Below are 23,162 nucleotides of genomic sequence, written 5' to 3'. Positions count from 1 at the left end.
GATGACATTAATGCCAACTGACCCACCGCTTTCGCGAGCAAGCCCGCTCCCACATTTGGACTTGCATGAACGCTCAGGCTGGAATTACTGAACGGTCGCGCCGCCTTCTTGCTGCATGCGCTGCAATTCCTGCGCGTACAGGGCGTCGAAGTTCACCGGTGCCAGCATCAGCGCAGGGAACGAGCCGCGGGTGACCAGGCTGTCCAGGGCTTCGCGGGCATAAGGGAACAGGATGTTCGGGCAGAACGCGCCCAGGGTGTGGCTCATCGAAGCGGCGTCGAGGTTCTTGATCAGGAAGATCCCGGCCTGCTGCACTTCGGCGATGAACGCCACTTCGTCACCGTTTTTCACGGTAACCGACAGAGTCAGCACCACTTCGTGGAAGTCTTCTTCCAGGGCTTTCTGACGGGTGTTCAGGTCCAGGCCTACGCTCGGCTCCCACTGCTGGCGAAAGATCGCCGGGCTTTTCGGGGCTTCGAAGGACAGGTCACGTACATAAATACGCTGCAAGGAGAATTGCGGTGCGGCTTCTTCTTCGCTGGCAGCTGTGTTCTGTTGGTCAGTCATCGCAGATCCTTCTTACTTTCAGGTTCTATTAGTGGGGAATTCAGGCCTTGAGCATCGCGTCGAGCTTGCCGGCGCGCTCCAGGGCGAACAGGTCATCGCAACCGCCCACGTGGGTGCTGCCGATCCAGATCTGCGGCACGGAGGTGCGACCGGCCTTCTGGGTCATTTCGGCGCGCAGTTGCGGCTTGCCGTCGACCTTGATCTCTTCGAAAGCCACGCCTTTGTTCTGGAGCAGGAACTTGGCCCTGGAACAAAAGGGGCAGTAATCGCTGGAATAGACAACGACGTGGGTCATCTCACTTCACCAGGGGCAGGTTGTCGGCTTTCCAGCTGGCAACGCCACCGGACAGCTTGGCGGCGGTGAAACCGGACTTCATCAGTTCACGGGCATGGGTGCCGGCGTGCTGGCCTTGGGCGTCGACCAGGATGATGGTCTTGGCCTTGTGTTTCTCCAGCTCGCCGATGCGCGCCATCAGTTTGTCCTGGGGCATGTTCACCGCACCGACAATGTGACCGGTGGCGTATTCCTTGCTCGGACGGATATCCACCACCACGCCGGCGTCCTTGTTAACCAGCGCCGTCAGCTCGCCAGTGCTCAGGCTGCGACCGCCGCCCTGCATCGTATGGGCAATCAGCAACGCCAGCAGTACGACGAAGATACCAACGAGAATGTAGTGGTTAGTGGCAAATTGAATCAGGTGAGCAACCATCGAAGGAGGTTCCAGGGCGTTAAAATGTCGGCCAGTATACACAGCACGCAAGGCCGGCCAAACCCCGCCCGGCGGTGACGCCACCGGAACTTACCTTTAAACTGCCCGTCCCTTTTGCATCGTCTTCTTTCAAGCAGCCACGAGGATTCCATGACTACCACGCCTAAACCTTTGGTCCTGATGATTCTCGACGGCTTCGGTCACAGTGACAGCCACGAATCCAACGCCGTATACGCGGCCAAAAAGCCGGTGCTGGACCGCCTCTGGGCCAGCGTGCCGAACGGCCTGATCTCCGGCAGCGGCATGGATGTCGGCCTGCCCGACGGGCAGATGGGCAACTCCGAAGTCGGCCACATGAACCTCGGCGCGGGCCGCGTGGTTTACCAGGACTTCACCCGCGTGACCAAAGCGATCCGCGACGGCGAGTTCTTCGAGAACCCGACCATCTGCGCCGCCGTGGACAAAGCCGTAGCCGCTGGCAAAGCCGTGCACTTCATGGGCCTGCTGTCCGACGGCGGCGTCCACAGCCACCAGGACCACCTGATCGCCATGGCCGAACTGGCCGTCAAGCGCGGCGCCGAGAAGATCTACCTGCACGCCTTCCTCGACGGTCGTGACACCCCACCGAAAAGCGCAACCTCGTCGATCGAGCTGCTGGACGCCACGTTCCAGGCCCTGGGCAAAGGTCGCATCGCCAGCATCGTCGGTCGCTACTACGCCATGGACCGCGACAACCGTTGGGATCGGGTTGCCCAGGCCTACAACCTGATCGTCGACGGCAACGCCGAATTCGGCGCGGCCACCGCCCAGCAAGGCCTGCAAGCAGCTTATGAGCGCGGTGAAAGCGACGAATTCGTCAAGGCCACCACCATTGGCGAACCGGTCAAAGTCGAAGACGGCGACGCCGTGGTGTTCATGAATTTCCGCGCCGACCGCGCCCGCGAACTGACCCGGGTCTTCGTTGAAGACGATTTCAAGGAATTCGACCGCGCCCGCCAGCCGAAACTCGCCGGCTTCGTGATGCTGACCCAATACGCCGCGAGCATTCCCGCGCCATCGGCCTTCGCCGCCGGCAGCCTGGAAAACGTGCTGGGCGATTACCTGGCAAAGCATGGCAAGACCCAGCTGCGCATCGCTGAAACCGAGAAATACGCCCACGTGACGTTCTTTTTCTCCGGCGGTCGTGAAGAACCCTTCCCGGGCGAAGAGCGCATCCTGATTCCTTCGCCGAAAGTCGCCACCTACGACCTGCAACCGGAGATGAGCGCGCCGGAAGTGACCGACCGCATCGTCGACGCCATTGAAAACCAGCGTTACGACGTGATCGTGGTCAACTACGCCAACGGCGACATGGTTGGCCACAGCGGCGTGTTCGAAGCGGCGGTCAAGGCCGTGGAATGCCTGGACACCTGCGTTGGCCGCATCGTCGAGGCACTGGAAAAAGTCGGCGGCGAAGCGCTGATCACCGCCGACCACGGCAACGTCGAGCAGATGTCCGACGAATCCACCGGCCAGGCCCACACCGCCCACACCACCGAGCCGGTGCCGTTCATTTATGTTGGCAAGCGTGACTTCAAGGTCCGCGACGGCGGCGTGCTGGCGGACGTGGCGCCGACCATGTTGATGCTGCTGGGCATGGAGAAGCCGGCGGAGATGACCGGGACTTCGATTCTGGTTTGACGACACGTAGTCACGGAGCATTGGCTTGTTGTGGCGAGGGAGCTTGCTCCCGCTCGATGGCGCAGCCATCGCAGAGGCCCTGGCTTGATCAACTGTCGAGGGGCTGCTTCGCAGCCCAGCGGGAGCAAGCTCCCTCGCCACAGCAGGCTGGCGGCTTGCAGTGTTTTTCCGGCCAGTTATCACACAGCCCCAAATGGACGTTTTTTTTGCAGCGTCGGGCGGGCATACTAGGCCGTCCCTTACCCTGGTGTCGCCCGCCTCTATGCTTCGCGTCCTGATAGCCCTTGCTCTGACCTGCCTGCTCCAACCGGCCTTTGCTGACGAGCGCGCGCAAACCCAACAGCAGTTGGACGCCACGCGTCAGGACATTGCCGAGCTGAAGAAACTGCTGGGCAAGTTGCAGGAAGAGAAGTCCAGCGTGCAGAAAGACCTGCGCGGCACCGAGACCGAGATGGGCAAGCTGGAGAAACAGGTCGAGGCTCTGCAAAAAGAGCTGAAGAAAAGCGAATCCGAGCTGCAGCGACTCGATGGCGAGAAAAAAAAACTCCAGGGCGCGCGCACTGAACAGCAACACCTGATCGCCATCCAGGCCCGAGCCGCCTACCAGAGCGGCCGCCAGGAGTACCTCAAGCTGCTGCTCAACCAACAGAACCCCGAGAAATTCGCCCGTACGCTCACTTATTACGACTACCTGAGCCAGGCCCGCCTGGAGCAACTCAAGAACTTCAACGAAACCCTGCGCCAGCTGGCTAATGTCGAAAAAGACATCGAATTGCAGCAAGCCCAGTTGCTCGTGCAGAAAAGCAGCCTCGACACCCAGCGCGAAGAATTGGAAAAGGTGCGCAAGGAACGCCAGGTGGCCCTGGCCAAGCTCAACGACGACGTGAAGGCCCGCGACAGCAAGCTCAAGGCTCGCGAGCAAGACCAGGCCGAGCTGGCCAATGTCTTGAAAACCATCGAAGAAACCCTGGCCCGCCAGGCTCGAGAGGCAGAAGAAGCGCGTCAGAAAGCGCTGATCGCCCAGCAGGAAGCCGAAAAAAAGCGTTTGCGTGAAGCCCAGGCCGAAGCGGACGCTGACGACGCTCCGCGCAAACCGGCCAGATCCACGCCCGGCGCGCTGGTTTCCAGTGACGGCGAAACCTTTGGCGGTGCATTTGCTTCGGCCCGGGGAAAACTTCCATGGCCGGTCAATGGTCGATTACTCGCACGCTTCGGTGAAACCCGTGGCGACGACACCCGCACCAAGTGGGACGGCGTGATGATCAGCGCTTCCGCCGGCAGCCAGGTGCACGCCGTGCATGGCGGGCGTGTGGTATTCGCCGACTGGCTGCGAGGTGCCGGCTTGCTGGTCATCCTCGATCATGGCAACGGTTATTTGAGCCTGTACGGCCACAACCAGACGCTGCTCAAGTCAGCAGGCGACGTGGTCAAGGCCGGTGAGTCCATTTCCACGGTCGGCAACAGTGGCGGGCAGGACACGCCAGCACTGTATTTCGCTATTCGTCAGCAGGGTCGCCCCAGTGACCCGGCCCAATGGTGTCGTGCGCAAGGATAAGCGCGCCCATCCACTTCAGGAGTTCGTTCGACATGCTGCATTTGTCCCGCCTCACCTCGCTGGCCCTGACGATCGCCCTGGTGATCGGTGCGCCCCTGGCTTTTGCCGCCGAACCGGCACCGTCGGCGCCCGCCGCATCGGCCGCGACCACCAAGGCCCCGCTGCCGCTGGACGAACTGCGCACCTTTGCCGAGGTCATGGACCGGATCAAGGCCGCCTACGTCGAGCCGGTGGATGACAAGATGCTGCTGGAGAACGCCATCAAGGGCATGCTCAGCAACCTCGATCCGCACTCGGCCTACCTGGGGCCGGACGACTTTGCCGAGTTGCAGGAAAGCACCAGCGGTGAATTCGGCGGCCTGGGCATCGAGGTCGGCAGCGAAGACGGCTTCGTCAAAGTGGTCTCGCCGATCGACGATACGCCTGCCTCCAAGGCCGGCATCCAGGCCGGCGACTTCATCGTCAAGATCAACGGCCAGCCGACCCGCGGCCAGAGCATGACCGAAGCCGTGGACAAGATGCGCGGCAAGATCGGCCAGAAGATTACCCTGACCCTGGTGCGCGACGGCGGCACGCCGTTCGACGTGACCCTGACCCGGGCGGTCATCCAGGTCAAGAGCGTGAAGAGCCAGTTGCTGGAATCGGGCTATGGCTACATCCGCATCACCCAGTTCCAGGTCAAGACCGGCGAAGAAGTCGCCAAGGCCCTGGCCAAGCTGCGCAAGGACAACGGCAAGAAACTCAACGGCCTGGTCCTGGACTTGCGCAACAACCCTGGCGGCGTACTGCAATCGGCCGTGGAAGTGGTCGACCATTTCATCACCAAGGGCCTGATCGTCTACACCAAGGGCCGCATCGCCAACTCCGAGCTGCGCTTCTCGGCCACTGGCAACGACCTGAGCGAAGCCGTGCCACTGGTGGTGCTGATCAACGGCGGCAGCGCCTCCGCCTCGGAAATCGTCGCCGGCGCCTTGCAGGATCAGAAGCGCGGTGTGGTCATGGGCACCACCAGTTTCGGCAAAGGCTCGGTGCAGACGGTATTGCCGCTGAACAATGATCGCGCGCTGAAGATCACCACCGCGCTGTACTTCACGCCTAACGGTCGCTCGATCCAGGCCCAGGGCATCGTCCCGGACATCGAGGTGCGCAAGGCCAAGATCACCAACGAGCAGGACAGCGAGTATTTCAAGGAAGCCGACCTGCAAGGGCACCTGGGCAATGGCAACGGCGGCGCCGACAAGCCGAGCGGTTCCGGTGCCAAGGCCAAGCCGATGCCGCAGGATGACGACTACCAGCTGGCCCAGGCCTTGAGCCTGCTCAAAGGACTGAACATCACCTCCGGCCGTTGAGATGGGTCTGCGATTCATCCTTGGCCTGTTGTGCTGTATGGCCGGCACTGCCCTTGCGGCGCCCGCCACACCCTCCGCTTCACCGCACAAGGCCTACCTGAGCCTGATCATCGACGACCTGGGACAAAACCTGCCCCGGGATCGTCAGGTACTGGCCCTCCCCGGCCCGGTCACGGCGGCGATCATGCCCGATACCCCCCACGCGGCCGAACTCGCCCGCGAAGCCCATCGCGCCGGCAAGATCGTCATGCTGCACATGCCCATGGACCCGGCCACCGGGCCGTTCGCCTGGCATCCGGAGCTATCCCTCGAAGAACTGGGCAAGCGCCTCGACGCCGCGTTCGCAGCGGTGCCCTACACCAGCGGGATCAATAACCACATGGGCAGCCGCATGACCGCCCAACCCCAGGCCATGGCGTGGCTGATGGCGAACTTGCAGCAACGACACAAGTTCTTCGTCGACAGCCGCACCAGTGCCCAGACGGTCGCCGCCGCCGAGGCGCAGAAGATCGGCCTGGCGAGTGTGTCGCGAGATGTGTTCCTCGATGATGAACGCACTGAAACCGCCATCACCCATCAGCTCCAGACCGCCATCGACCTGGCCCGCCGGCAGGGCTCGGCCGTGATGATCGGCCATCCCTACCCGCAAACGCTGGCAGTACTGGAACGCGAACTGCCCAGGCTCCAGGCCCAAGGCGTTGAATGGATCGACATCAAGTCGATGATCAGCCTGCGCAGCAATCGGGCGATGGTTGGGCATGGGAAGGATGGGGTTTACCGATAAACCGCGCCGCTGCCATCGCGAGTAGGCTCGCTCCCACATGTTTCGTCTGTGGTGACTGCAATATCTGTGTTCGCCCCGACACCTGTGGGAGCGAGCCTGCTCCGGGCGGCGATCCGACGACGGCCGCGACACGGTCTTAGAGATACCGCGCCATGATCGCGTCCACCGCGCCTTCCTTGCGCAGCTCATCCAGGGCTTTCTGGAGCCGGGCGACCACATCGTCGGGCACGTCCTTGTTCAGCGCCAGGTACAGCTCGGCGCTGTTGAAGCGCAACACGGTCTTCAGATCACTTACCCCCTCCTGCCGCGCCAGATACCGCCCGGCCGGATCCCCGGTGGCCCAGAGGTCGATCTGCCCGTTGAGCAGTTTCCGGGCGTTGTCCTGATCGCGCAGTACCACGATTGGCTTGAGCCCTTGCCTGCCCAATGTTTCGGCAATCGCATCGCCCTTGTAGGCACCGATCTTGTAGCGGCGCGCCTGTTCCAGCGAGTCGAGGGCAATCGTGCTGTCAGCCTTGGCAAGCATGACCCAGTCGTCGGGCCCGATGGGGCCGACCCATTTGAAGAGTTTCTCGCGCTCCGGCAACCGGGCCATGACGAACACACCGTAGCCGGGTTTTTCCAGGGCGAGCTTGTAGATCCGCTCCCAAGGGAAACGCAGCGTCAGGCTGTAGGTAATATCGGCGCGCTTGAACATCTCGCGGACGATGTCCACGGCGATGCCATGGATGTTCTCGTCCTGGGCGAAGTTCTTGCCATTCTTCGCCATGTTGTACGGCGGGAAATTTTCCGTCAGCAACACCAATGACGTATCAGCGGCACGGGCAGAGCCTGCGAGCAGCAACGCGGCGCCGGCCAGGGCAAGAACGAGGCGTTTGAGCATGTGGGACTACCGCAATCCATGGTGAGCCCAAGAGTGCCTTGGGCCCGCCATGGTGTCCAGCGATCAGCGAATGCAGATACCGCGCTGCGCCATGTAGGCCTTGGCCTCGGGCACGGTGTATTCGCCGAAGTGGAAGATGCTCGCCGCCAGCACTGCGCTGGCGTGGCCTTCGAGGATACCGTCCGCCAGGTGCTGCAGGTTGCCGACGCCGCCGGAGGCGATCACCGGAATACCCAACGCATCGCTGATGGCGCGGGTGACGCCCAGGTCGAAACCGTTTTTCATGCCATCCTGGTCCATGCTGGTCAGCAGGATTTCCCCGGCGCCCAGGCCTTCCATTTTCTTCGCCCATTCGACGGCGTCGAGGCCGGTTGGCTTGCGGCCGCCGTGGGTGAAGATTTCCCAGCGCGGGGCTTCGCCCGGGCCGGAAACTTTCTTCGCGTCGATGGCGACGACGATGCATTGCGAGCCGAACCGCTGGGCCGCTTCACCGACGAACTCCGGGTTGAACACTGCTGCGGTGTTGATCGACACCTTGTCCGCGCCGGCATTGAGCAGGTTGCGGATGTCCTGGACGGTACGCACGCCACCGCCCACGGTCAGCGGGATGAACACCTGGCTGGCCATGCGCTCGACGGTATGCAGCGTGGTATCGCGGCCATCGACGCTGGCCGTGATGTCGAGGAAGGTAATCTCGTCCGCGCCCTGCTCGTCGTAGCGACGGGCGATTTCCACCGGGTCGCCGGCGTCACGGATGTTCTCGAACTTGACGCCCTTGACCACCCGGCCGTTGTCCACGTCCAGGCAAGGGATGATGCGTTTGGCCAGCGCCATGGTCAGTCCTCAGCCTTTGTAGGAGTCGCAGAAGGCCTGGGCCTCGGCGACGTCCAGAGTGCCTTCGTAGATTGCGCGACCGGTGATCGCCCCAATGATGCCTGGCGCCTTGGCATCGAGCAGTGCCTTGATGTCGCCCAGGTTGTGGATACCGCCGGAGGCGATGACCGGGATCTTCGTGGCAGCGGCCAGGGCGGCGGTGAACGGGACGTTGCAGCCCTGCATCATGCCGTCTTTGGCGATGTCGGTGTAGACGATGGCGGACACGCCGTCGGCCTCGAAACGCTTGGCCAGGTCGATCACCTGCACGCTGCTGACTTCAGCCCAGCCGTCGGTGGCGACGAAACCGTCCTTGGCGTCCAGGCCAACGATGACCTTGCCCGGGAAGGCGCGGCAGGCCTCGGCGACGAATTCAGGCTCTTTCACGGCCTTGGTGCCGATGATCACGTAGCTCACGCCGGCCTTGACGTAGTGCTCGATGGTTTCCAGGGAGCGAATGCCGCCGCCGATCTGGATCGGCAGGTTCGGATAGCGCCTGGCAATGGCCGTGACCACTTCACCATTGACCGGTTGGCCTTCGAAGGCGCCGTTCAGGTCCACCAGATGCAGGCGACGGCAACCGCCCTCCACCCACTTGGCGGCCATGCTCACCGGGTCATCGGAGAACACCGTGGAATCTTCCATCCGGCCCTGGCGCAGACGTACGCAAGCGCCGTCCTTGAGATCGATAGCGGGGATAATCAGCATCTGGCAAACCTTCAAATACGAACATTCAGCTTGGCTCGAAAATCAGTTCTTCTCGAGCGCCCACAGGTCGCTTTCAATGCTTTCGAACCTTTCTTTAAGGTGCGCCTGCACATCGAAAATCGCCCTGTTGTAATAGTGCGGTGCAATTTCGCGGGTAAACAGGTCAAGAATTTCCGCCGCTTCGAACGAACCCAGGTCCAGTTCGAAACGATCCTCCATGAACCGCTGGATCTTGCGGTTCGCCTCACTCTCCTGCTCGGGCGTGAGGGTGAGGATTGGCGGTTTCTTGCGGGCCATTACCAGCGACCGTCCCACGCCGCGAAGTTCTGCAGCAATTGCAGGCCATGGGTATGGCTCTTCTCCGGGTGGAACTGCACGGCGAAACGCGAACCATCGGCCAGGGCGGCGGCGAAATCGACGCCATAGTGACCGCTGCCCACCACCTGCCGCGCATTGCCGGCGGCGATGTAGTAGCTGTGCACGAAGTAGAAGCGCGCCAGGTCCGGGATGCTGTGCCACAGCGGGTGATCCACCGCCTGCTTCACTTCGTTCCAGCCCATGTGCGGGACTTTCAGGTGTTCGCTGTCTTCATGCAGGTCCTTGCCGAAGAACTTCACCTGGCCCGGGAACATACCGATGCAATCGACACCGGTGTTCTCCTCGCTGCGCTCGAGCAAGGCTTGCATGCCGACGCAGATGCCCAGGAACGGACGGTCCTGGCTGACTTCCTGCACCAGCGAGTCGAAGCCCAGGCGACGAATTTCGGCCATGCAGTCGCGAATCGCCCCGACGCCGGGGAATACCACCCGGTCGGCTTCGCGAATCACCTCGGCATCGCTGGTGATCAGCACCTTGCCGGCACCTACGTGTTCGAGGGCCTTGGCCACCGAGTGCAGGTTGCCCATGCCGTAGTCGATAACTGCAACCGTCTGCATTACAGGACGCCTTTGGTGGAAGGCATTTGCCCGGCCATGCGGTCATCCAGCTCCACGGCCATGCGCAGTGCGCGGCCGAAAGCCTTGAACACGGTTTCGATCTGGTGGTGGGTATTGTGCCCGCGCAGGTTATCGATGTGCAGGGTGACATTGGCGTGGTTGACGAAGCCCTGGAAGAATTCCTGGAACAGGTCCACGTCAAAGCCGCCAACGGTGGCACGGGTGTACGGCACGTGCATTTGCAGGCCGGGACGGCCAGAGAAGTCGATGACCACGCGCGACAGCGCTTCATCGAGCGGCACGTAGGCATGACCGTAGCGACGGATGCCTTTCTTGTCGCCGATGGCCTGGGTGAAGGCCTGTCCCAGGGTAATCCCGACATCTTCCACGGTGTGGTGGTCGTCGATATGCAGGTCGCCCTTGCTGACGATGTCCAGGTCGATCAGCCCGTGACGGGCGATCTGGTCCAGCATGTGCTCAAGAAAAGGCACGCCGATATCAAACCGGGCCTTTCCGGTGCCATCCAGGTTGATCGAGGCTTTGATCTGGGTTTCCAGAGTGTCGCGCTCGACAGACGCCTTACGTTCGGCCATCACCAGCTCCGCAAAATCATTGGGCGAAAAAGGCAGCCATTATAGGGGCGCGAGCGGCAAACAGAAACACGAACGGTGATATCGCTGACGGGCTGAATGCCGTGGCGTCGGGGATAGACATGTCCGTACAAGTGGTTCTGCCGCCACCTGGAAACAAATGTGGGAGCGGGCTTGCTCGCGAAGGCGGTGTATCAGTCGACATCATCGTTAACTGATATACCGTTTTCGCGAGCAAGCCCGCTCCCACAGGTTCGCAGGTTTGCTTCAGCTATGCGTTAGTGAAACAACACCGCCGTCTTCTGCAAGGTCACCCACACACCCCAGGCCAACGGAATGCCCACCATCAGCCAGGCGGCGATCGCCAGGGGCTTGGTGCCCGGTGCGGCCTTCCATTCCAGCGAGGTGCTGCTGTCAGCACCTTTGTCATGGCCCAGCGCCTGTTCGGCGGCCAGTTCGGCGTCGGTCATGAAGTACTTGTCGGCGACCGGGCGAACCAGCAGGTTGCACAGGAAGCCCAGCACCAGCAGGCCGGCGAGGATGTACAGGGTGATGTCATAGGCCGCGGCGCGCTCGACGCCGATGCTCAGCTGATATTCACGCAGGTAGTTCACCAGCACCGGACCCAGCACGCCCGCCGCAGCCCAGGCGGTCAGCAGACGACCGTGGATCGCGCCCACCATTTGCGTACCGAACAGGTCCGCCAGGTAGGCCGGCACAGTGGCGAAACCGCCGCCGTACATCGACAGGATGATGCAGAACGCCGCCACGAACAGCGCGACGCTGCCCAGGTGACCCAAGCTCGGGATCAGCGTGTACAGGGCCACGCCCAGGGCGAAGAACACGAAGTAAGTGTTTTTACGACCCAGGTAGTCGGAGAAGGACGCCCAGAAGAACCGGCCACCGATGTTGAACAGGCTCAACAGTCCGGTGAAGCCGGCCGCAATGGCGGCGATCTGGCCCAGCTGAGTGGCGTCCAGTTGGCCGAAAGGCAGGTCGTTGCCGAGCAACTTGCCGCCGAACACTTCCTGCAGCAGTGGCGAAGCCATGCCGATGATGCCGATGCCCGCCGATACGTTCAGGCACAGCACCAGCCATACCAGACGGAATTGCGGGGTTTTCCAGGCAACGTTCACATGAACATGGCGATGGGTGATCATCGCGTTCGCAGCTTTCTTCGGTGCCGGAGTCCAGCCTTCAGGCTTCCAGCCGGTTGGCGGAACGCGGTACGACAGGGCGCCACCAATCATGAACACGAAGTAGATCGCGGCCATCACCAGGAAGCTCTGCCATACGCCCACGTCGGTCGGCGAAGCGAAATGGCTCATCAGCGCCGCAGCCAGCGGAGCACCGACCATCGCGCCACCGCCGAACCCCATGATCGCCATGCCGGTCGCCATGCCGCGCTTGTCCGGAAACCACTTGATCAGGGTCGACACCGGAGAGATGTAGCCCAGGCCCAGGCCGATACCACCGATCACGCCGGAACCGACCCACATCAGCCAGATCTGGTGGGTATAGACGCCCAGCGCGGAAATCAGCAGGCCACCGCACCAGCACAATGCCGATACAACGCCGGCCTTGCGTGGCCCGGCGTGTTCCAGCCAGCCACCCCAGATGGCTGCCGAGCAACCCAGGAAGATGAAGAACAGGGTGTAGATCCAGCCAAGCATCGAGATCGGCCAGTCACATTGGGACGAAAAGACTTGCGAAATGAAGCTCATGTCCGGGGCGCAGGCCACCGGCTTGCTGATACCCAGTGCCTTGGACAGTGGCAACCAGAACACCGAGAAGCCATAGGCCATGCCGATGCAAAGGTGAATAGCCAGTGCGGCCGGTGGTACCAGCCAGCGGTTGAAGCCGGGCTTGGCAATAATGCGTTCCTTGGAGAGGAACGCAGGCTGGTCGGCAATGCCGTCCGCCGTGATGCTCGTGCTCATTGTGTATCCCCCAGTTATTGGAATGGTTCGCCAGCACGCCTCACCCTCAGCCTTGATTGCACGCAGGCACGACTGTATTTTCTGGTGAAGCTCCATGTTGGTGCGACATCACGCCGCAGCAGAACGGACGAACTGGTAAAGATTACCATTTGCTCGTGACAGAAAAACCAAAGTGATATCACCTTTTTCATGTCACCCGTCTTATCGCGCCATTGCTCGCTTTCTGTAGGGCGTGAACCGTTTATTTTTCTGGCACTCATATGCCCGAGCCTGGCTTTAAAGGTCCCCTTAATCCGTGGCGAGGGAGCTTGCTCCCGCTGGGGTGCGAAGCGCCCCCCAAAAAAACTGACCGCGCCACCTATCGAAATTGCCAGTTCACCTGGTCCAGGGCTGCGGTGCAGCCCGGCGGGAGCAAGCTCCCTCGCCACAGGAGCAATTGGCTGACGCGACCTATCGGGGACGGAACGATCAGCCAACGCGCCACCAATCCGGGGCGTTATACTCCCAGGCTGAATTTTGAACTCAACCTACAAGGATTCGCCCATGAAAGCGTTCGGCAAAATCCTGGGTCTGGTACTTCTCGGGCTGTTGCTGATCATTGTGGCCTTGGGCTTTGCCCTGACCCACCTCTTCGATCCCAACGACTACAAGGAAGAGATCCGCCAGATAGCCCGCGACAAGGCCCATATCGAGCTGACCCTCAACGGCGATATCGGCTGGAGCCTGTTCCCCTGGCTGGGCCTGGAATTGCACGACGCCAGCGTGGCGACCCTGGCCAACCCGACCCAACCCTTTGCCGATCTGCAAATGCTTGGCCTGTCGGTGCGCGTGATCCCGTTGCTGCGCAAGGAAGTGCAGATGAGCGATGTGCGCGTCGAAGGCCTGAACCTGCGCCTGAACCGCGACAAGAACGGCCACGGCAACTGGGAAGACATCGGCAAGGTGCCGGCCCCGGCGACAACGGCGAACGCGCCGGCGGCGACCGAGCCATCGACTCCGGCCGCCAGCGCCCCGGCGGAAAAACCGGTCCAGCCGACCCGCCTGGACATCGACAGCCTGACCGTCAACAACGCCCGGGTCGAATATACCGACGAGAAGACCGGCAAGCTGTTCACCGCCGAAAGCATCCAATTGAGCACCGGTCCGGTCCACGACTCCACCAACATTCCGGTCACCCTTACCGCGTTCCTGTCCAGTAACCAGCCGGCACTGCGCGTGCGCACCGAAGTCACCGGCGAGCTGCGTTATGAACGCGCCTTGCAGCGCTACAAGTTTGAAGACCTGAAGCTGTCCGGCGAAGCCACCGGCGACCCGCTGCAGGGCAAGTCGGTGAACTTCGCCGCCCAAGGCCAATTGTTCCTGGACAAAGCAGCAAACGTCGCCGAATGGACCGGAATCAAACTGTCGCTCAATCAACTGCGCGCCCTGGGTGAACTGAAGGTCAACGATCTCGACAAGACTCCACAATTGAACGGCGGCCTGTCGATCGCGCAATTCGACCTGGCGAATTTTGTCGACAGCATCGGCCAGAAACTGCCGGCCATGGCCGAAGGCAGCCTGAGCAAGGTTGAACTGGCCAGCCGTATTGCCGGCACGCCTTCGAGCATCGAACTCAACAACATCAACCTGAAAGTCGATGACAGCACGTTCAGCGGTCGTATCGCCGTCGAGGACTTCGCCAAGCAGTCCTTGCGTGCGCAACTCAAGGCCGACACCTTCGACGTCGACCGCTACCTGCCACCCAAATCCGCCGAGGCCGACAGCTCCAAGGCCGCCCGCGAAGCCGAGGTCAGCAACACCGAAGCCAGCGCCATGGCCGGTGCCGGCACTACACCGCTGCCGAGCGCGCCAACCCAGGGCGCCTGGAGCAACGACCGGTTGTTTCCAGTGGAACGCCTGGGCAAGCTGGACCTGGATGCCGACCTGACCTTCGGTCAACTGACCCTGGATAAGCTGCCGATCCAGAACGCCGCGCTCAAGGCCACGGGCCTCGGTGGCCTGCTGACCCTGGAAAACCTGCGGGGTGATCTATACAGCGGCAACTTCGAAGCCAAGGGCACCCTGGACGTGCGCCAGGCCACGCCACAGTTGAGCCTGCAAACCCGCATCAACCGCGTGCCGGCCGAGAAAATCATCGAAAGCCAGGGCAAGAACCCACCGGTCAAAGGCCTGGTCACGCTTGACAGCGCGGTGACGGCCAGCGGCAACAGCCAGAAGGCGTTGATCGACAGCCTCAACGGCAACGCCGGGTTTGTCATCAACGATGGCGTGCTGCTCAACGCCAACCTCGAGCAGCAATTGTGCAAAGGCATCGCTACGCTCAACCGCAAGGCCCTCAGCGGCGAACCCCGGGGCAAGGACACGCCGTTCCAGCAACTCAACGGCAACCTCACTTTCCACAACGGTGTCGCCAGCAACCCGGACCTGAAAGTTCGCATTCCCGGCATGACGGTCAACGGCAACGGTGACATCGACCTGCGGGTGCTGGGCATGGACTACCGCGTCGGCATCATCGTCGAGGGCGACAAGAGCGACATGCCTGACCCGGCCTGCCAGGTCAACGAACGCTACGTCGACATCGAATGGCCGCTGCGCTGCCGCGGCCCGCTGGAGCTCGGCGCCAAGGCCTGCCGCCTGGATAACGAAGGGATGGGCAAGGTCGCGGCGAAGCTGGCCGGCGAGCGCCTCGAAGACAAGATCGACGAAAAGCTCGGCGACAAGGTCAGCCCTGAGGTGAAAAACGCGCTCAAGGGGCTGTTCAAGCGATGAGAGCCGAGCAGTTTTCCAGCGCCGTCCTGGACTGGTTCGACCGCCATGGCCGGCACGATCTGCCTTGGCAGCAGGACATCAACCCATACCGGGTGTGGGTCTCCGAGATCATGTTGCAGCAGACCCAGGTCAGCACCGTGCTCAATTACTTCGACCGTTTCATGAGCTCGCTGCCGACCGTCCAGGCCCTGGCTGCGGCGCCGGAGGACGAAGTGCTGCACCTGTGGACCGGGTTGGGCTACTACACCCGCGCGCGCAACTTGCAGAAAACCGCGAAAATCGTCGTTGAGCAGTACGGCGGAGAATTCCCCCGGGATGTGGAAAAACTGACCGAGCTGCCCGGCATCGGCCTGTCCACCGCCGGCGCCATCGCCAGTATCAGCATGGGCCTGCGGGCGCCGATCCTCGACGGCAACGTCAAGCGGGTCCTGGCGCGCTTCACCGCCCAGGAAGGCTATCCGGGTGAACCCAAAGTGGCGAAACAGCTGTGGGCCACTGCCGAGCGCTTCACCCCTGAGGACCGGGTCAACGCCTACACCCAGGCGATGATGGACCTGGGCGCTACGCTCTGCACCCGCAGCAAGCCCAGCTGCCTGCTCTGCCCGTTGAAAGCGGGTTGTGAAGCCCACCTGTTGGGCCTGGAGACTCGCTACCCGATTCCCAAGCCCCGCAAGGACGTGCCAAAAAAACGCACCCTGATGCCGATGCTGGCCAATCGTGAGGGCGCGATTCTGCTTTACCGACGCCCGTCCACCGGGCTTTGGGGCGGGCTGTGGAGCCTGCCGGAACTCGATGACCTCGACGACTTGCAGCACCTGGCCCTGCAACATTCCCTGGAACTGGGCAAACAGCAGGAAATGCCAAGCCTGGTGCACACCTTCAGCCATTTCCAGCTGGCCATCGAACCCTGGCTGGTCCAGGTCCGCGAAACCGGCCATCACGTGGCCGAGGCCGACTGGCTCTGGTATAACCTCGCCACCCCGCCGCGCCTGGGCCTCGCCGCCCCGGTCAAGACCTTGCTCGAACGCGCGGCCGCCGTATTGAACGCAGGAGAGTTGCAATGACCCGCACCATCATGTGCCGCAAGTACAAAGAACCCCTGGAAGGCCTGGAACGCGCGCCGTTCCCGGGCGCCAAGGGCCAGGATATCTACGACAACGTTTCGGCCAAGGCCTGGGGTGACTGGCAGAAACACCAGACCCTGCTGATCAACGAAAAACGCCTGAACATGATGAACGCCGAAGATCGCAAATACCTTCAGGGCGAGATGGAAAAGTTCTTTTCCGGCGAAGAATACGCCAAGGCCGAAGGCTACGTGCCGCCGTCGGAATAAGCGCTGCGCATCGGGGGCGGAACGTAAGCGACGGTAATAATTAAATATTTTTTGATAACGTGCTTGACGCCCCCCCGAAAAACCCGTTTAATGCGCCCCGTTGCCCAGATAGCTCAGTCGGTAGAGCAGGGGATTGAAAATCCCCGTGTCGGCGGTTCGATTCCGTCTCTGGGCACCAAATACCGAAAACCCCGATCAAGAAATTGATCGGGGTTTTTTATTGGCTAGAGTTTCTTCCGCCACCTCATCGACTCGGCTACATTTATCCATCGCGGTCTCCCCCCAACACAACGAGTCGACATGGACATCACCAACATCCCCTTCGGCACCACCGACTGGTCAACCATCGAGCCCACCGAACACAAAGGCGTCACCGGCACCGCCTATTGGCGCACGCGGCAGCTCGGGAACATCCGGGTGCGGATGGTGGAATATACGGCGGGTTATCTAGCCGACCACTGGTGCGTCAAGGGGCACATTCTGTTTTGCCTGACGGGCCAGTTGAACACCGAGCTGGAGGACGGACGCCAGTTCGTGCTCAAGCCCGGCATGAGCTATCAGGTGGCCGACCACGCCGAGCCTCATCGATCGTCCACTTCGGTGGGCGCCACCCTGTTCGTGGTGGATTGAGATTCGAAGCGTCCACCGTGAAGCTGTAGGATAGACGGCCTATTTTTTCACCTCAGGGTCCTGGCCATGTCCTCGGCAAACAAACAGCAGAAACGAAACCAGCGCGCCAAGGCGAAAGCCAAGAACAACCGGATCCAACGCGCCGCTGCGCCGAATGACTTCCTCGACCCGAACGATGAGCGCATCGATCTGGAGACGGTGGATCTGTCGGACCTTTTCCAAGCCATGCGCGTTGCCGAGAAAGTCAGCCAGCAAGCCATGTGTGCGGTTTTCCTGGGACACCCACTGCTGGCCCTGGTGCTGGAACAGGAAGGCGAAGAAGAGGCCACCGACTTCATCTTCACCGCCTTGATCGAATATCGACGCATGACCACCGGCGTCGACGAACAAGCCGCGCTGGACTGGGTCGAGAGCCCACAATTCCAGGCCGACTACGTCGCCGCCTCCCAAGCCCTGGCAAATAGCTGAAGCTGAAATACCACCCTGTGGCGAGGGAGTTTACTCCCGCTGGGCTGCGCAGCAGCCCCCTCGTAGTCACGGATGACGCTCATCAGAGACATGTCCTACAAAACAGGCACCACTGACCAGCCCCTCACTTTTGCGGGTAGAGAGTGACAGTGCGCGCCAGTGGTACATGAACGAGGTAGTCAGCCAGAACTGGTCCACCCGCGCCCTCGAACGCTAAATCAGCACCTTCTACTACGAACGCCTACTGGCCAGTCGAGACCGGCCCGCAGTGGAAGAGGAAGCTATTGCCAATATCAAAGCGCTCAATCTTGGCCCACGAGACATCGTCAGGGGCACGCTTTGAGCAGCAGGCGCACCCAGCGACTCAAGGGATAAACTCGACAACCGATAGCAGCCTACCTGATGAATCTGTGTAAGATTGATGCGCTTTTTTCGGCAAAAATCCTCTGAACGAGCTCTATCCTGCATGTCACCCGCCGCCCCCCTTTCTTCCTTGATCCAAGCATTGCGGACTGAAACCGCCGAGATGCACGTCGCCCTGGAGAAACGCCTGCCGTTTTTCTCCGAGCAGTTGGATCTGGACCTGTACCGGCGCTTGATGGCTGCCTACTACGGCTTTTATCAGCCGCTGGAGCAACGACTGCATGTCCTGGCGCTGATACCCGCAGGGCTCGACCAGTCGCTACGGATCAAACTTCCGGTACTGCGGGGCGACCTCAAGGCGTTGGGCCTCGATGAAACGGCTATCGACGCGCTGCCTGTTTGCCAGGCACTGCCACGGATCGACTCCCGTGCCGCCGCGCTCGGGGTTTCCTATGTACTGGAAGGGGCAACGCTCGGTGGGCAGATCCTGCGACGCAGGGTAGCCGGGCAACTGGGTCTTGATGCGACCAGCGGCGCGGCGTTTCTTAACGTGTACGGCGAACTCACCGGGCGACGCTGGAAGGACTTTCTCCAATATCTGGACGACAGGAACCTGGGCGAAGCGCAAACGTTCGAAGCTACATGTGCCGCCAAAGCGACGTTTACCTATTTTGAACACTGGCTGGACAGCCAGGAGGTCCTGCTATGAACCCGGAGAACCAAGAAGCCTTCGAAAAGCTCCTGGCCAATTGCGCAGACGAGCCGATCCGCTTCCCCGGTGCCATCCAGCCTCATGGTGTGCTGTTGATGCTATCGGAACCCGAGTTCCTGATCCGACAGGTCAGTGCCAATGTATTGCAGTTGATGGGGCACGATCCCCACAGGTTGTTGGGCCAGAAGCTGGAAACACTGTTCGGTCCGGAACAGGCCGAGGCCATTCTTATCGCCTGCCGCGCCACCCCGGAAAGCGACAAGGTGCCCCTGGCAGTCGTCGTGAACGCCCAGCGATTCGACGCCCTGGTTCATCGTCATCAGGGCGCCCTGATCGTCGAGCTGGAACAGCACCTGAGCGATTACCGTCCCGAAGGCGCCACCGGCGAAGCCAACCTGGGCCGCATGCTGCAACGCCTTCAGAGTGCGAAAACCCTCCAGGCGCTGTACGAAATCAGCGTACGGGAAATCCAGGCCATGACCGGCTACGACCGGGTGTTGATCTATCGCTTCGAAGAGGAAGGTCACGGGCAGGTGATCGCCGAGGCCAGCGCGCCGTCGATGGAGCTGTACAAAGGTCTGTTCTTTCCGGCATCGGACATTCCCGAGCAGGCCCGCGAGCTGTACCGCACCAACTGGTTGCGGATCATCCCCAATGCCGACTATGCACCAGTACCACTGATCCCCGAGCTGCGGCCCGACACCCAGGTGCCGCTGGATCTGAGCTTTTCCACCCTGCGCAGCGTCTCACCGATACACCGTCAGTACATGAAGAACATGGGCGTGCTGTCCTCTATGAGCATTTCGCTGATGGAAGGTGAGCGGCTGTGGGGCCTGATCAGTTGCGGCAACCGCGAGCCGCTGCTGGTTCCGCACGAAATGCGCATGGCCTGCCAGACCATCGGCCAGGTACTGTCATTGCAGATCAGTGCCATGGAGGCGCTGGAGCTGGCCAGTCAACGGGAGGCCAAGCTTGAAAATCTCCAGATACTCGCCGGCGCCATGGCCGAGTCCACCCATAACGTGTTCGACGGTTTGTCCCACCAGCCCCAGCGACTGATGGACCTCACCGGCGCCAGCGGCGTCGCGATCCTCGAAGACAACAAGCTGCATCGCCACGGCCAGTGTCCAGCGCCGGATCAGATCCGCCAGTTGCACAAATGGATCCTGGAAACCGGGCAACCGGTCTTTTCCCAGCACAATCTGAGCAGCGTTTTTCCGGCAGCCCTGGCCTATCAGGACGTGGCGAGTGGCGTGCTGGCGATTCATCTACCCAAGCCGGTGGAAAACGGCGTGCTGTGGTTCCGCCCCGAGGTGAAGCAGACCATTCAATGGAGTGGTGACCCGCAAAAGCCCCTGGACCTGGAGAACAGCGAGACCGGCCTGCGCCTGAGGCCCCGGACCTCTTTCGAGATCTGGAAGGTCGAAATGGCCGGCATCAGTGCCAAATGGACCCACGGCGACCTGTTCGCCGCCAATGACTTGCGGCGCTCGGCCCTGGAAAACGACCTGGCCCGCCAGGTGCACAAGGAACGCCAGGCCGTGCAGGCCCGAGATGACCTGGTAGCGGTGGTGTCCCATGACCTGCGCAGCCCGATGACGGTCATTTCCATGCTCTGCGGCATGATGCAAAAGGCCTTCAGTTCCGACGGCTCCCACAGCTCGAAGCGAATCGCCTCGGCCATCGATACCATGCAACAGGCCACCAGTCGTATGAACGTGCTGCTGGAAGACCTGCTCGACACCTCGCGCATCGATGCCGGGCGCTACACCATCAATCCCCGGCCAACCAGCGTCACCCAGATATTCGAAGATGCCTGCGCGCTTCTGTCGCCGCTCGCCACGGCCAAGGCCATCGACATGTCGTTCCACGCCGAACCCGACCTGCATATCAACGCCGATCCCGAGCGGCTGTTCCAGGTGCTGTCCAACCTGATCGGCAATGCCATCAAGTTCACCCCGCAGCAAGGCCGCGTGGGCGTCAGCGCGATGTCGGTGGGCGATGAGATCGTGTTCAGCGTCCGCGACACCGGGGAAGGCATCACGGCGGAGCAGTTGCCGCATGTTTTTGACCGTTACTGGACGGTCAAGGAAGGCAACCCGAACGGCACCGGGCTGGGACTGTACATTTCCCAGGGGATTGTCCAGGCCCATGGCGGTAAACTGCACGCCGAAAGCCAGCCGGGCATGGGCAGCGAATTCCGTTTTACCGTGCCGAAAATCGGCTGAGCGGGCACCGCCCTCTTAACGAATTGGAAACCGAAGCCCAATGGCCTCATTGAACAAGCAGCAAAAACGCGCCAAGCGCGCCAAAGACAAAGCCAAGCAGATCCGCATGACCGGGCGCAAATCCATCCCCATGTACGGCGACCCGGCCCACGCCACTGCCCAGCCGCCAGTCTACGTGCTGGAGCTGTTCGCCAAGCTGCGCGAAGCCGAGGCCATCGGTCGTAGCGAATTGCTCGATACCTTGCTGTCCTCCCTGAGCGTGATGATCAGCGAGCGCCCGGGCCTGCTCGACCTGAAGAATGCCGAGAACGAAAGCATGGCCGCGACCAACCTGGCCGCCGACATGCTGGTGGACTACCGCATGTGGGCCGACGACATGGACCGCGAGACGGCGCAACGCTGGCTCAGCACCCCGGAGTTCATCAAGGACTTCAGCGAAGCGCTGGACCGCTATCGCCAGTCGATGGAAGAACCCACCGGCGAATAAGCCGGTCGGCTATTCGTCACCGTTCCAATGGAACACCAGGTTGCGTGCGGCACCGTTGCCAACATCGGCGGTGTCGCGGCGCTCCCCGCCATTGCGTGTCGCCAGTACCTTGTACTTGCCCGGCGGTAGCTGCACATACACCAGCGGCCCCGCGCCCTCCAACGTCAATACGGTTTGACCCGAAGCATTCTGGACCGTGACATCCACATCCGGGATGTACTTGTTCCCGGGCCCCACCGAAAACATCATGTGCAGGTTATAGCCTTTCGCCTGCTCGATGGCGCGGGCTTCATCCTCGCCGATCCCCCCAGAGAGATAAGTGACGCCGTTCTGCTGCAGCGGCTGCACTTGCACGCCGGAATTGTCGATGGGTGCGAGGCTGGTGGCTGTGAGCGTGATGGGCAGCAACAGCGCGCCCAGCGCGACGAGGGGCAATATGAAGAAATGGATGCGCTTCATGGCGAGGACTCCAGTTATGGAAACGGCTCACATGAGTTCTGTTTTGAGCAAAATCGTCAGCTAAGGTTTAGATTGATTGAAACTATAGGTTATGAGGAAACCGACGGCGTAATCGGGATATCCCGCTACCCTTCTCTTCACTATCCTTGCACTTACGATTGAACTCCGTAGAGGGACTGGATATGGAAAAGACAAACACCACACCGACCGGCGAAACTTGGGATAGCTGGTTCGATGATAACACTCCAACAACAGACTTTATGACAGACCGAGAGCAACCTGCCGACCAGAGGATTCCTACGGAAACAGCCTCCTCGCAATGAGGCCATTAGCCCCACATCTCTGCTGACGTTTCTATCGCTATCGCGAGCAAGCTCGCTCCCACAGATTGCTATCGCGACCTTTCCTCAACGAGGACAGAACCACATGGCATCCATAAACAAGCAACAAAAACGTGCCAAGCGCGCGAAAGCAAAAGCCAGGCAAATACGTATCAGCCGTACAAAAGCTGCTGTCATGCCTGATCTGCCCGAATATGAAGACCCGTTCTTTCTGGAGGCCCTTCAAGAGGAGGCCGATCAGTTCCCTGAAGACTTCCTGACACTGTTTTATCAAATGAAGGACGCTGAAGAGACGGGCCGCGTCGATATGATGGTGATGATGCTTTCATCACTCATGATCATGATTAATAAACAGCCCGATCTTCTGGATAACGAAAACGCTAAAGACGGCGTTATGGCAGTCAAAAGGCTGACCGAGACCACGCTGATCGATTACCGGATGTGGGCCGATGACATTGATCTGGGAGCCGCACAGCGCTGGCTTCAAGACCCTAAGGTTCAAAAAGATCTCGAGACTGCACGAGCCTCTTTCAAAGAGGCCCTCAAGATATTGTGGGACTTGGACGAGCTCGACGAATAAACCGACCGCCCTCAGATTGCGTTAACGCTCATCCGATTAACGCTTCCCACCCCCACCCAAAGCTGGCACCATCGCGCCTTTTTTTACGCAACTCCCCGGGCTTTTCATCGGTAAACCGGGTTCAAACGGCCGTTCGGTTGTTGATGGCGCGACAGTCTGCTGCGCCGATGCGACAACCTGCCACGCATCATCGGTTTACCACCCGCAGCGCTGTTGGC

Annotated in this window: 24 protein-coding genes, 1 tRNA gene and 1 pseudogene; 15 read left to right on the top strand and 11 right to left on the bottom strand. The window is 61.1% G+C overall.

All coding sequences use genetic code 11. From position 1 onward, the window contains the following. Positions 1–84: 84 nt before the first annotated feature. The 3 genes from secB to RGM2987_RS17735 are packed head-to-tail and all read right to left on the bottom strand — an operon-like array spanning position 85 to position 1,277. Positions 85–567: a protein-export chaperone SecB gene (gene secB, locus RGM2987_RS17745; protein WP_245143714.1), complete on the bottom strand. Its 483-nt coding sequence runs from the start codon at positions 565–567 to the stop codon at positions 85–87. Positions 568–607: 40 nt separating this feature from the next. Continuing rightward, positions 608–862, bottom strand: a complete 255-nt coding sequence (gene grxC, locus RGM2987_RS17740; RefSeq protein WP_245143712.1) for a glutaredoxin 3 — start codon at positions 860–862, stop codon at positions 608–610. A 1-nt stretch (position 863) separates the two neighbouring features. Beyond that, entirely contained in the window at positions 864–1,277 is a 414-nt protein-coding gene (locus RGM2987_RS17735; RefSeq protein WP_245143710.1) for a rhodanese-like domain-containing protein, read from the bottom strand. A gap of 150 nt (positions 1,278–1,427) precedes the next feature. Here RGM2987_RS17735 and gpmI point away from each other — a divergent pair, with 150 nt between their 5' ends. From gpmI to RGM2987_RS17715, 4 genes are all read left to right on the top strand, one after another. Further along, positions 1,428–2,957 carry a 2,3-bisphosphoglycerate-independent phosphoglycerate mutase gene (gpmI, locus tag RGM2987_RS17730; RefSeq protein WP_245143708.1) on the top strand — a complete coding sequence of 510 codons (1,530 nt, stop codon included), beginning with the start codon at positions 1,428–1,430 and terminating at the stop codon, positions 2,955–2,957. Between the two features lie 262 nt (positions 2,958–3,219). After that, positions 3,220–4,512: a murein hydrolase activator EnvC gene (locus RGM2987_RS17725; RefSeq protein ID WP_245143705.1), complete on the top strand. Its 1,293-nt coding sequence runs from the start codon at positions 3,220–3,222 to the stop codon at positions 4,510–4,512. 32 nt (positions 4,513–4,544) lie between these two features. After that, positions 4,545–5,861 carry a S41 family peptidase gene (locus RGM2987_RS17720; protein WP_245143703.1) on the top strand — a complete coding sequence of 439 codons (1,317 nt, stop codon included), beginning with the start codon at positions 4,545–4,547 and terminating at the stop codon, positions 5,859–5,861. A gap of 1 nt (position 5,862) precedes the next feature. After that, positions 5,863–6,645, top strand: coding sequence for a divergent polysaccharide deacetylase family protein (locus tag RGM2987_RS17715; protein WP_245143700.1), 783 nt, complete (start codon positions 5,863–5,865; stop codon positions 6,643–6,645). Positions 6,646–6,781: 136 nt separating this feature from the next. Here RGM2987_RS17715 and RGM2987_RS17710 read toward each other — a convergent pair whose 3' ends face one another. The 7 genes from RGM2987_RS17710 to RGM2987_RS17680 form a co-directional block, all read right to left on the bottom strand. Next, positions 6,782–7,528: an ABC transporter substrate-binding protein gene (locus RGM2987_RS17710; protein ID WP_245143698.1), complete on the bottom strand. Its 747-nt coding sequence runs from the start codon at positions 7,526–7,528 to the stop codon at positions 6,782–6,784. A gap of 63 nt (positions 7,529–7,591) precedes the next feature. Then, positions 7,592–8,362, bottom strand: a complete 771-nt coding sequence (gene hisF, locus RGM2987_RS17705; protein ID WP_245143695.1) for an imidazole glycerol phosphate synthase subunit HisF — start codon at positions 8,360–8,362, stop codon at positions 7,592–7,594. 9 nt (positions 8,363–8,371) lie between these two features. Further along, the gene (gene hisA, locus RGM2987_RS17700; protein ID WP_245143691.1) at positions 8,372–9,109 is read right to left on the bottom strand and encodes a 1-(5-phosphoribosyl)-5-[(5-phosphoribosylamino)methylideneamino]imidazole-4-carboxamide isomerase; all 738 of its coding nucleotides are present in this window, start codon (positions 9,107–9,109) and stop codon (positions 8,372–8,374) included. 42 nt (positions 9,110–9,151) lie between these two features. Then, positions 9,152–9,406, bottom strand: coding sequence for a DUF2164 domain-containing protein (locus tag RGM2987_RS17695; RefSeq protein ID WP_033034336.1), 255 nt, complete (start codon positions 9,404–9,406; stop codon positions 9,152–9,154). Beyond that, positions 9,406–10,044, bottom strand: a complete 639-nt coding sequence (hisH, locus tag RGM2987_RS17690) for an imidazole glycerol phosphate synthase subunit HisH (protein ID WP_245143689.1) — start codon at positions 10,042–10,044, stop codon at positions 9,406–9,408. The genes RGM2987_RS17695 and hisH overlap by 1 nt, the downstream gene beginning before the upstream one ends. Next, complete coding sequence (gene hisB, locus RGM2987_RS17685; RefSeq protein WP_024778052.1) at positions 10,044–10,637, bottom strand: imidazoleglycerol-phosphate dehydratase HisB; 594 nt, start codon at positions 10,635–10,637, stop codon at positions 10,044–10,046. The genes hisH and hisB overlap by 1 nt, the downstream gene beginning before the upstream one ends. A gap of 275 nt (positions 10,638–10,912) precedes the next feature. Further along, complete coding sequence (locus tag RGM2987_RS17680; RefSeq protein ID WP_245143686.1) at positions 10,913–12,574, bottom strand: OFA family MFS transporter; 1,662 nt, start codon at positions 12,572–12,574, stop codon at positions 10,913–10,915. A gap of 543 nt (positions 12,575–13,117) precedes the next feature. Here RGM2987_RS17680 and RGM2987_RS17675 point away from each other — a divergent pair. From RGM2987_RS17675 to RGM2987_RS17630, 10 genes and pseudogenes are all read left to right on the top strand, one after another. Then, a complete protein-coding gene (locus tag RGM2987_RS17675) occupies positions 13,118–15,343 on the top strand; it encodes an AsmA family protein (protein ID WP_245143684.1) in 2,226 nt (741 codons plus the stop codon). Next, positions 15,340–16,407 (top strand): A/G-specific adenine glycosylase, encoded by a 1,068-nt coding sequence (gene mutY / locus RGM2987_RS17670; RefSeq protein ID WP_245143682.1) that lies wholly within the window; start codon positions 15,340–15,342, stop codon positions 16,405–16,407. The genes RGM2987_RS17675 and mutY overlap by 4 nt, the downstream gene beginning before the upstream one ends. After that, positions 16,404–16,676 (top strand): oxidative damage protection protein, encoded by a 273-nt coding sequence (locus RGM2987_RS17665; RefSeq protein ID WP_245143680.1) that lies wholly within the window; start codon positions 16,404–16,406, stop codon positions 16,674–16,676. Before mutY ends, RGM2987_RS17665 begins: the two co-directional genes overlap by 4 nt. A 102-nt stretch (positions 16,677–16,778) precedes the next feature. Beyond that, positions 16,779–16,854: transfer RNA gene (locus tag RGM2987_RS17660), tRNA-Phe, on the top strand. Between the two features lie 122 nt (positions 16,855–16,976). Then, positions 16,977–17,306 (top strand): DHCW motif cupin fold protein, encoded by a 330-nt coding sequence (locus RGM2987_RS17655; RefSeq protein ID WP_245143677.1) that lies wholly within the window; start codon positions 16,977–16,979, stop codon positions 17,304–17,306. A 66-nt stretch (positions 17,307–17,372) separates the two neighbouring features. Then, the gene (locus RGM2987_RS17650; protein WP_245143675.1) at positions 17,373–17,774 is read left to right on the top strand and encodes a hypothetical protein; all 402 of its coding nucleotides are present in this window, start codon (positions 17,373–17,375) and stop codon (positions 17,772–17,774) included. 127 nt (positions 17,775–17,901) lie between these two features. Then, positions 17,902–18,105: pseudogene (locus tag RGM2987_RS17645) on the top strand (DUF1016 N-terminal domain-containing protein); the annotation flags it as partial. Positions 18,106–18,240: 135 nt separating this feature from the next. Then, complete coding sequence (locus RGM2987_RS17640) at positions 18,241–18,846, top strand: biliverdin-producing heme oxygenase (protein ID WP_245143673.1); 606 nt, start codon at positions 18,241–18,243, stop codon at positions 18,844–18,846. Further along, a complete protein-coding gene (locus RGM2987_RS17635) occupies positions 18,843–21,077 on the top strand; it encodes an ATP-binding protein (RefSeq protein WP_245143671.1) in 2,235 nt (744 codons plus the stop codon). The genes RGM2987_RS17640 and RGM2987_RS17635 overlap by 4 nt, the downstream gene beginning before the upstream one ends. 40 nt (positions 21,078–21,117) lie before the next feature. Beyond that, positions 21,118–21,564, top strand: a complete 447-nt coding sequence (locus RGM2987_RS17630) for a hypothetical protein (RefSeq protein ID WP_245143668.1) — start codon at positions 21,118–21,120, stop codon at positions 21,562–21,564. 9 nt (positions 21,565–21,573) lie between these two features. Here RGM2987_RS17630 and RGM2987_RS17625 read toward each other — a convergent pair whose 3' ends face one another. Beyond that, positions 21,574–22,023, bottom strand: coding sequence for a carboxypeptidase regulatory-like domain-containing protein (locus RGM2987_RS17625; protein WP_245143666.1), 450 nt, complete (start codon positions 22,021–22,023; stop codon positions 21,574–21,576). Positions 22,024–22,449: 426 nt separating this feature from the next. Here RGM2987_RS17625 and RGM2987_RS17620 point away from each other — a divergent pair, with 426 nt between their 5' ends. After that, the gene (locus RGM2987_RS17620; RefSeq protein WP_245143664.1) at positions 22,450–22,944 is read left to right on the top strand and encodes a hypothetical protein; all 495 of its coding nucleotides are present in this window, start codon (positions 22,450–22,452) and stop codon (positions 22,942–22,944) included. Positions 22,945–23,162 lie beyond the last annotated feature (218 nt).

This window comes from Pseudomonas sp. RGM2987, assembly GCF_022952855.1.
Classification (GTDB): Bacteria; Pseudomonadota; Gammaproteobacteria; order Pseudomonadales; family Pseudomonadaceae; genus Aquipseudomonas.
The sequence above is the reverse complement of the archived record's forward strand: the minus strand, read 5'-3'. Positions and strand labels throughout refer to the sequence as shown.

Coding starts and splice junctions, on each gene's coding strand:
- secB (WP_245143714.1), bottom strand. CDS start 567: ATGACTGACCAACAGAACACAGCTGCCAGCGAAGAAGAAGCCGCACCG.
- grxC (WP_245143712.1), bottom strand. CDS start 862: ATGACCCACGTCGTTGTCTATTCCAGCGATTACTGCCCCTTTTGTTCC.
- RGM2987_RS17735 (WP_245143710.1), bottom strand. CDS start 1,277: ATGGTTGCTCACCTGATTCAATTTGCCACTAACCACTACATTCTCGTT.
- gpmI (WP_245143708.1), top strand. CDS start 1,428: ATGACTACCACGCCTAAACCTTTGGTCCTGATGATTCTCGACGGCTTC.
- RGM2987_RS17725 (WP_245143705.1), top strand. CDS start 3,220: ATGCTTCGCGTCCTGATAGCCCTTGCTCTGACCTGCCTGCTCCAACCG.
- RGM2987_RS17720 (WP_245143703.1), top strand. CDS start 4,545: ATGCTGCATTTGTCCCGCCTCACCTCGCTGGCCCTGACGATCGCCCTG.
- RGM2987_RS17715 (WP_245143700.1), top strand. CDS start 5,863: ATGGGTCTGCGATTCATCCTTGGCCTGTTGTGCTGTATGGCCGGCACT.
- RGM2987_RS17710 (WP_245143698.1), bottom strand. CDS start 7,528: ATGCTCAAACGCCTCGTTCTTGCCCTGGCCGGCGCCGCGTTGCTGCTC.
- hisF (WP_245143695.1), bottom strand. CDS start 8,362: ATGGCGCTGGCCAAACGCATCATCCCTTGCCTGGACGTGGACAACGGC.
- hisA (WP_245143691.1), bottom strand. CDS start 9,109: ATGCTGATTATCCCCGCTATCGATCTCAAGGACGGCGCTTGCGTACGT.
- RGM2987_RS17695 (WP_033034336.1), bottom strand. CDS start 9,406: ATGGCCCGCAAGAAACCGCCAATCCTCACCCTCACGCCCGAGCAGGAG.
- hisH (WP_245143689.1), bottom strand. CDS start 10,044: ATGCAGACGGTTGCAGTTATCGACTACGGCATGGGCAACCTGCACTCG.
- hisB (WP_024778052.1), bottom strand. CDS start 10,637: ATGGCCGAACGTAAGGCGTCTGTCGAGCGCGACACTCTGGAAACCCAG.
- RGM2987_RS17680 (WP_245143686.1), bottom strand. CDS start 12,574: ATGAGCACGAGCATCACGGCGGACGGCATTGCCGACCAGCCTGCGTTC.
- RGM2987_RS17675 (WP_245143684.1), top strand. CDS start 13,118: ATGAAAGCGTTCGGCAAAATCCTGGGTCTGGTACTTCTCGGGCTGTTG.
- mutY (WP_245143682.1), top strand. CDS start 15,340: ATGAGAGCCGAGCAGTTTTCCAGCGCCGTCCTGGACTGGTTCGACCGC.
- RGM2987_RS17665 (WP_245143680.1), top strand. CDS start 16,404: ATGACCCGCACCATCATGTGCCGCAAGTACAAAGAACCCCTGGAAGGC.
- RGM2987_RS17655 (WP_245143677.1), top strand. CDS start 16,977: ATGGACATCACCAACATCCCCTTCGGCACCACCGACTGGTCAACCATC.
- RGM2987_RS17650 (WP_245143675.1), top strand. CDS start 17,373: ATGTCCTCGGCAAACAAACAGCAGAAACGAAACCAGCGCGCCAAGGCG.
- RGM2987_RS17640 (WP_245143673.1), top strand. CDS start 18,241: ATGTCACCCGCCGCCCCCCTTTCTTCCTTGATCCAAGCATTGCGGACT.
- RGM2987_RS17635 (WP_245143671.1), top strand. CDS start 18,843: ATGAACCCGGAGAACCAAGAAGCCTTCGAAAAGCTCCTGGCCAATTGC.
- RGM2987_RS17630 (WP_245143668.1), top strand. CDS start 21,118: ATGGCCTCATTGAACAAGCAGCAAAAACGCGCCAAGCGCGCCAAAGAC.
- RGM2987_RS17625 (WP_245143666.1), bottom strand. CDS start 22,023: ATGAAGCGCATCCATTTCTTCATATTGCCCCTCGTCGCGCTGGGCGCG.
- RGM2987_RS17620 (WP_245143664.1), top strand. CDS start 22,450: ATGGCATCCATAAACAAGCAACAAAAACGTGCCAAGCGCGCGAAAGCA.